General features: G+C 73.4%; 4 protein-coding genes. 1 reads left to right on the top strand and 3 read right to left on the bottom strand.

Translation table 11 applies throughout. From position 1 onward, the window contains the following. Window positions 1-1979: type I polyketide synthase (locus tag ACFO4E_RS29820; RefSeq protein WP_378580619.1), on the bottom strand; the 1979-nt coding region annotated here is incomplete at its 3' end. 73 nt (window positions 1980-2052) lie between these two features. After that, on the bottom strand, window positions 2053-4860 hold the full coding sequence (locus ACFO4E_RS29815; RefSeq protein WP_378580618.1) for a helix-turn-helix transcriptional regulator: 2808 nt from the start codon (window positions 4858-4860) through the stop codon (window positions 2053-2055). Window positions 4861-5115: 255 nt separating this feature from the next. Between ACFO4E_RS29815 and ACFO4E_RS29810 the strand changes: the two genes are divergently transcribed. Further along, window positions 5116-5586 carry a hypothetical protein gene (locus tag ACFO4E_RS29810; RefSeq protein WP_378580617.1) on the top strand — a complete coding sequence of 157 codons (471 nt, stop codon included), beginning with the start codon at window positions 5116-5118 and terminating at the stop codon, window positions 5584-5586. Window positions 5587-5614: 28 nt separating this feature from the next. Here ACFO4E_RS29810 and ACFO4E_RS29805 read toward each other — a convergent pair. Continuing rightward, the coding region (locus ACFO4E_RS29805; protein ID WP_378580616.1) for an acyltransferase domain-containing protein at window positions 5615-7314 on the bottom strand (1700 nt) is incomplete at its 5' end.

Below are 7314 nucleotides of genomic sequence, written 5' to 3'. Positions count from 1 at the left end.
GCGATCTCCCCCTGCGAATGACCCACCACCCCATCAGGAACCACCCCCACCCCACGCCACACCTCGGCCAACGCCACCATCACCGCGAACGACACCGGCTGCACCACATCCACCCGATCCAACCCCGGCGCACCCCCCACACCCCGCACCACATCCACCAACGACCAACCCACCAACGGATCGATCACACCCGCACACCGCTCCACCACACCCCTGAACACCCCCGAAGCCCCCCACAACTCCGCACCCATCCCCACCCACTGCGCACCCTGACCCGGAAAAACGAACACCAACCGACCAGAAACATCCGCCACCCCCGACACCACACCCGGCGCCGACACGCCATCGGCGACGGCACGCAACCCCGCCACCGCCTCACCCCGATCACCCGCCACCACCACCGCCCGATCCCGCAACACCGCACGCGACACCACCAACGACAACGCGGCATCGGTGTCGTCGAGCCGCGGCCGTTCCGCCAGGAACCGGGTCAGGCGGTGGGCCTGTTCGCGACGCGCCGCGGAGCCGTGGGCCGACACGACCCACGGGACCGGGCGGAGGGTGCCGGGGGCGGGCGGCGGGACGGGGGCGGGTTCCCCTGCTTCCGCCTCGAGGACGAGGTGGGCGTTGGTGCCGCTCATCCCGAAAGCGGAGACGGCGGCGCGGCGGGGCCGGCCGGTGTCGGGCCATTCCCGCGACTCGGCCAGCAGCTCCACCGCCCCCGCCGACCAGTCCACCTCCGAAGACGGCGCGTCGACGTGCAGCGTGCGCGGCAGGAGCCCATGGCGCATCGCCATGACGGCCTTGATGACCCCGCCCACACCCGCGGCCCCTTGCGCGTGTCCGACGTTGGACTTCAGCGACCCCAGCCACAGGGGACGGTCGGCAGGGCGCCCGCGCCCATACGTCGCCAGTAGCGCCTGCGCCTCGATCGGGTCGCCCAGCCGGGTGCCGGTGCCGTGCGCCTCGACGAGATCGACGTCGCCCTCCGTGAGCCCGGCGTCGGCCAAGGCCGCGCGGATCACCCGCTCCTGCGACGGCCCGTTCGGCGCGGTCAGCCCGTTGGAGGCACCGTCCTGGTTGACCGCCGACCCCCGCACCACCGCCAAGACCGGGTGACCGTTCCGCCGCGCATCCGACACCCGCTCCAACAACACCAAACCGACACCCTCACCCCACCCCGTGCCATCGGCCGACGCCGAAAACGCCTTGCACCGGCCATCGGGCGACAACGCACCCTGCCGCGAGAACTCCACGAAGACCCCGGGCAAGGGCATGATCGTGGCGCCGCCGGCCAGCGCCATGGAGCACTCGCCCCGCCGCAGCGCCTGAGCCGCCAGGTGGATCGCCACCAGCGACGACGAACACGCGGTGTCCACCGTGATCGCCGGACCCTCCAGCCCCAGCGCGTACGCCACCCGCCCCGAGGCGACACTGCCCGCGCTGCCCACGGACAGGAACCCCTCGAACTCCTCGGGCACACGCTGCCGGAACGCGTAGTTCTGGTAGACCACGCCGGTGAAGACCCCGATGTCGCGGCCCTTCAGCAACGACGGATCGATCCCCGCCCGCTCCACGGTCTCCCAGGACACCTCCAGCAACAGCCGCTGCTGCGGATCGATGGTGATCGCCTCGCGCGGGGAGATCCCGAAGAAGCCGGCGTCGAACGCCGCGGCGTCGTGCAGGAACCCGCCTTCGCGGGCATAGGAGGTGCCCGTGTGCCCGGGATCGGGGTCGTAGAGGGCGTCGAGGTCCCAGCCGCGGTCGACCGGGAACCCCGAGATCGCGTCGACGCCGTCGGCGACCAGCCGCCACAGGTCCTCGGGAGAGTCCGCCCCGCCAGGGAACCGGCAGCCCATGGACACGATCGCGATCGGCTCCTGTGCCCGGGACTCCAGCCGGCTCACCTGCTCGCGCGTGCGGTGCAGTTCGGCGGTGACCCATTTCAGGTAGTCGACGAGCTTGGCTTCGTCGGTCATGGAGGTCGGCCTCTTCTCGTGGGGGTACCCGCGGGACCCGGACCGGTTCAGGGCCGGTCGCGGAGGGAATCGCTCACGCCGAGGGCATCAGGTCGGCGTGCAGTTCCGTGGGGAGGTCCCGGCGGTGCTGGACATCGAGCTTGCGGTAGACCCTCGTGAGGTGCTGCTCCACCGTGCTGGGCGTGATGAAGAGCTTCGCGGCGATCTCGCGGTTGGTGTAGCCGACGACGGCGAGCGCCGCCACGCGCCGCTCGGAACCGGTGAGCGAGGAGATCCCGGCCGATCCCGCGGGGGTGGGGACGGTGACGCTGACGGAGTCGGGATCGGGGAAGGTACCGAGGCACAGGGGCGACGCCTCGCACATCCGGGCGAGCTGCCACGCCCGGCGCACCATCATCCGGGCGCGCTTGCGCTGGCCGAGCGCGTGGTGCGCGCGGCTGAGGTCGGCGATGGCGCGGGCCAGCTCCAGCCGGTCGCCGCATTCCTCGAAGACGTCGACGGCCTCGGCGAGGAGCTGCGGGCGGCGCTCCATGGGGCTCCCCGCCGCCAGCACGCGCAGCGAGAGGCCGCGCGCCCGCGAGGCGCCCGGGCCCAGCCGGGTGAGCTGTTCGTGCGCGAGCCGCCGGGCCTGGTGCTGGTTTCCGAGCCGCTGCCACGATTCGGCCGCCGCCGCGCGCCACGGCACGAGCCCGGGGAGGTCGACGCCCCAGCGGCGCACGAGCTCGCCGCAGGACAGGAAATCGGCGAGCGCGGCGTTCGGGCGGTCGGCCCCCAAGTGGTGGTGGCCCCGCGCGTACAGGTAGTGCACGCCGTGGCGGCTGTGGAACATGTCGTCGGGGACGGGGCGGGCCACGAGAGCGGCGGCGCCGGAATGGTCGCCCATGCGGGTCAGGGCGAGGACGAGGGTACCGATCGGGAGGCCCGCGGCGATCCCCCAGCCCCGCGGCGGCAGCCGGTCCAGTGCCGCGCGGGCGTCGCGGGCGGCCGATCCGAGGTCTCCCTCGCGCAGCGCGGCCTCGGCACACGCGGCGTGCAGGACGGCGTCGAGGACGGGGAACCGCGGCGGGCCGGTTCCATCGGGCGGCCGGGGTGCGCCGGACGACCGGATCCGCTCGCAGGCGGCCACGACGGCGCGGGTGGAATCGGTGCTCAGCAGCGCGGCCACGGCCAGCAGGGCGGATTCGACGGACCACGCGGTCACGCGTCCGTGGCCCATTTCGGCGAGGACCGTCCGCGCCCACCGGGCGGCGTCGTGCGGGTGGTCGCGCCGCAGCAGGCCGGCGATCCGGCCGGCCGATAGCAGCCAAGTGTCGGCGCCCGGGGGCCGCTGGGGGCGCGGTCCGATGGCGGTTCGCGGCCACCGGGTCGCGCGGGCGAGTGGCGGGTGGCCGACGGAGAGCCAGGAGTCGAGGGCGTGCAGCTCGATCGCCGTTCGGTGGTCGCGGCCCGCGGCGGAGGCGCGGAGCAGGTCGAGCCCTTCGGCGGCTTCGGCGCCGCGGCCCTGCCAGAGGAGCTGGCGCACCAGTTCGGTGCCGTCGTGCGGATCGAGGCGGCCGGCGCGCGCGGCGCCGGCGAGGGCCGGCAGGTGGCGGGCCGCAGCGGAGGGATCGGTGTGCCACTGGGCGCGGGCGAGGCGGGCGGTGACACCGATGTGTCCGGGCCGTCCCGCGCAGGCCCGGTGCGCGGTCTCCAGGCAGGCGACGGCGTGTGCCGGATCGCCGCCCGCCAGCGCGTGTTCGGCGGTTTCGCAAAGGGCGTCGAGAGCCCACGGGCCGGGGTCGGGCCCGGCCTCGATCAGATGCCGGGCGATGTCGGCGGGGGCGGCGCCCTGGGCGTTCAACCGGAGTGCGGCGCGGTGGTGGAGGCGCGCGCGGGTGTCGGACGGCAGGTCGGCGAGGACCGCGGACCGTGCCTCGCGGTGCCGGAAGCCGCGGTCGCCGAGGAGTCCGGCGGCGGTCATGGCCTGGAGGGTGGCGGCCGACAGCGCGGGGTCGGCATCGACGAGCGCCCCGGGATCGGGTTCCGTGGGGGCCGGGCCCAGTACCGCGACGGCACGGGCGAGGTCGGTCATGAGCGGCCCACCGCGGTGCAGGCAGCGCAGGACGGCGCGGCGGTAGTGGTCGCCGGCCGGGGCGCCGGTGGCGGCGAGGTCGTCGAGCAGCGCCCGCAGGAGACGGGGGTTGCCTCCGCCGGCGGCGATGAGGGCGTCGGTGTGGTGCGCCGCCGTGTGGACGCCGAGCCGATCGACGGCCAGCTCCCTGGCGGAATCGTCGGACAAAGGCGACAGGCGGAGGTGCCGTCCATAGGGCGGATGACGGAACTCGGCGTGGATCGGTGCCATTCCGGGCGACGTGCGGATGAGGTCGGTGCAGACGACCATGGCGCGCGCGGATCGCATCCGCCGGACGAAATAGAGAAGGAAGGACAATGACGGGTCGTCGGAATTGTGGATGTCGTCGATGGCGAGGACGAGCGGATTCTTTCCGCGGAACTCCGAGAACACGCGGAGGATACCGTGATAGACCCGGGCGGTTTCCGGTCCGGCCCGATCGGGGCCGGGGCGGACGCCGGGATCCGGGGCGGACAGGGCCGCGCCGTCCTGGAGCAGCCGGGCCGCACGATCGCGCGATTCGCCGGAGAGGTCCTGGTCGTGGAGCAGTTGGCCGACGACCCCCAGCGGAAGGCGGCGTTCCATGGAAGAACAGCTCGCGGTCAGGACCGTGGCGCCGGCCCGGGCCGCGCGCTCGGCGAAGGCGCCCAGCAGCGCGGAGCGCCCGCACCCCACGGGTGCTTCGAGGAGAGCGACCCGCCCCTTTCCGGAAAAGCAATCGGCCAGCAGGTGTTCCAGCGATGCCAAGTGCCCGCCTCTTTCGAGTAGCACCTTCACCTCCTGTCGTACGCTTCGGTTTTCACCGCGGAATGCGCATACGCCCCACCGATGACCAGCATACGGATCACACTCCGGCCGAACAGAGTGGTATTTCCATGCGATATCCACCGGGCGGCCATCATGGACCCATTGGAACCGCCCCGCTTCGATCCGGGCGCCCGGTCCGGTCACGGGCCGGGCGGCGTGTCTTCCCGCAATGGGACGGGGGTGGCATGATGGCGGCCATGAAACGACGCCGAAAGGCCCATGCCGCGTAACCGGCCCGGCGCGCTGCGCGCCCGACGACCACTGCCCCGGATCTCCGCGGACACACCGCCCAAGCCCATCGACGGGCTCTCCCTGCGGACCTGTCGCGCCGTGCACACCGTGGAGGCCCTCCCCGGCGGCTTCCCCGTCTTCCCCGGGTGCGCGGAACTCGCGTTGCGCCGTTACCGGGAGTTCCTCTCCGCGCCCGGCGGACGCCCCCTGTACCCCCGGCCGGCCCCCTGCCAGTGCCGGATCTGCGCCATGGACGACGTCACCCACGCACGTGACGTGCTGGAAGCCGTGATGGTCAGACTGCCCGTGCGGCCCCGCGCCGAACTCCGGCGTCTCGCCGCCCCTCTGGACACCGCGTTCCTGCGGCGCACCCTCCCGGACCCGCGGGCGCGCTCGGGATCCTCATGGCCGGCGGAGCCCTGGTGGCACCACCGCATCGGCCAGGGGGACCGCGGATGACCCCCTGCCGACGCACCGTGTGGCGCCCTCACGGGGTCGAGCGACCGAGGTGCTCGTCGATGAAGGAGAACACCTCCGACGCCGACGCCTCCTGGATCCTGCCGACGACGTCGGCCGCCTCCCCGCCGGCATCACCCCGATCGTCATCGGCCTCCCACCGGGAGAGCAGGGCGCGCAGCCGCAGGGTGACCGTGCTCCGGGCCCGCCCATCGGCACCGGGGCCGCGCATCGCGGCTTCGAGCCGGTCCAGCTCCACGAGGACGGGATCGACGATGTCGGCCGGCTCCGACGAGATCCGCTCGCCGAGTGCCCGCGCGACGTCGGCGGGCGTGGGGTGGTCGAACAGCAGGGTCGCGGGCAGCGGGATTCCGACGGCGGAGCGCAGCCGGTTGCGCAACTCGACCGCTGTGAGCGAGTCGAACCCGGCTTCCTTGAACGACAGGTCGGCGGCGACCGCGCCACCCCTGGAGTGCCCCAGAACGTGAGCCGCCTGCTCGCGAACGAGGTCCAGGAGTTCCCTCTCGCGGTCCGCCGCGCCCGCTTCCGCCCACCGGCGCATCGGCTCCGGGGCGGGGGCCGCAGCGGTGTCCGCGCCGAGGAGGGACTCGGTGTCCGGATCGACGGGTGCCGCCGACTCACCCGACCCGGACTTTGGAAGGTCGAGCCAGTAGCGCCGGTGCTGGAAGGCGTAGGTCGGCAGATCCACGCGCCGGGCGCCACCGCGCGGGATCACCTCCGCCCACGAGATGTCCGTCCCCCGCACATGCACCCGGGCCAGAGCGGTCAGCGCCGACGTGACATCGTCGCGGTCGCGGCGCAGCACGGATGCGCACACGGCATCCGCGGGCGCTCCGGGGGTGCCGGATTCCGCGGAGGCCGCCGCGATGACCTCCTCGGCCATCGCGGTCAGCGTGCCCCCGGGGCCCAGCTCCAGGAACATGTCCGCGCCCGCCTCGCGAGCGGCGGCGACACCGTCGGCGAACCGGACCGTCGACCGTGCCTGTTCGATCCAGTACCCCGGGTCGCCGAGCATCCCCGGGTCGGCCACCCGGCCCGTGACGCCCGAAACTACGGGGATCCGGGGCCGCCCGTAGGACACCCCCGAGAGAACCCGCCCGAACTCCCCCAGCATCGGCTCCATCCGCGCCGAATGAAACGCATGCGACACCCGCAACCGACGCGCACGCACCCCCTGACCCGACAACCGGTCGACCACCCCCACCACCGCATCCTCATCCCCCGACACCACCACCGACTCCGGCCCGTTCACCGCAGCGACCGACACCCCCCCGACCCCGAACAGCACATCCGCCACCCGATCCTCACCCGCCTCGACGGCCACCATCGCGCCCCCCGCCGGCAACGCCTCCATCAACCTCCCCCGCGCCGCCACCACCGCCACCGCATCACCCAACGACCACACACCCGCCACATACGCCGCCGCGAGCTCCCCCACCGAATGCCCCACCACCACCGACGGCCGCACCCCCAACGACCCCACCCACCGAAACAACCCCACCCCAAGAGCGAACAACCCCGCCTGAGCGAACACCGTCCGACCCAAAACCCCCTCATCCGACCCGAACACCACCTCCCTCACACCACCACCCGCACACCCCCCGAGCGCCCCGTCCAACGCCCCGCACACCTCATCAAAAGCCTCCGCGAACACCGGAAACGCCCCATACAACCCCCGCCCCATCCCCACCCACTGCGACCCCTGACCCG

It is taken from the genome of Nocardiopsis mangrovi, from assembly GCF_042653925.1.
GTDB classification, from domain to species: Bacteria; Actinomycetota; Actinomycetes; order Streptosporangiales; family Streptosporangiaceae; genus Nocardiopsis_B; species Nocardiopsis_B mangrovi.
Note: the sequence above shows the minus strand (reverse complement) of the source record. Positions and strands in the feature narration are given on the sequence as shown.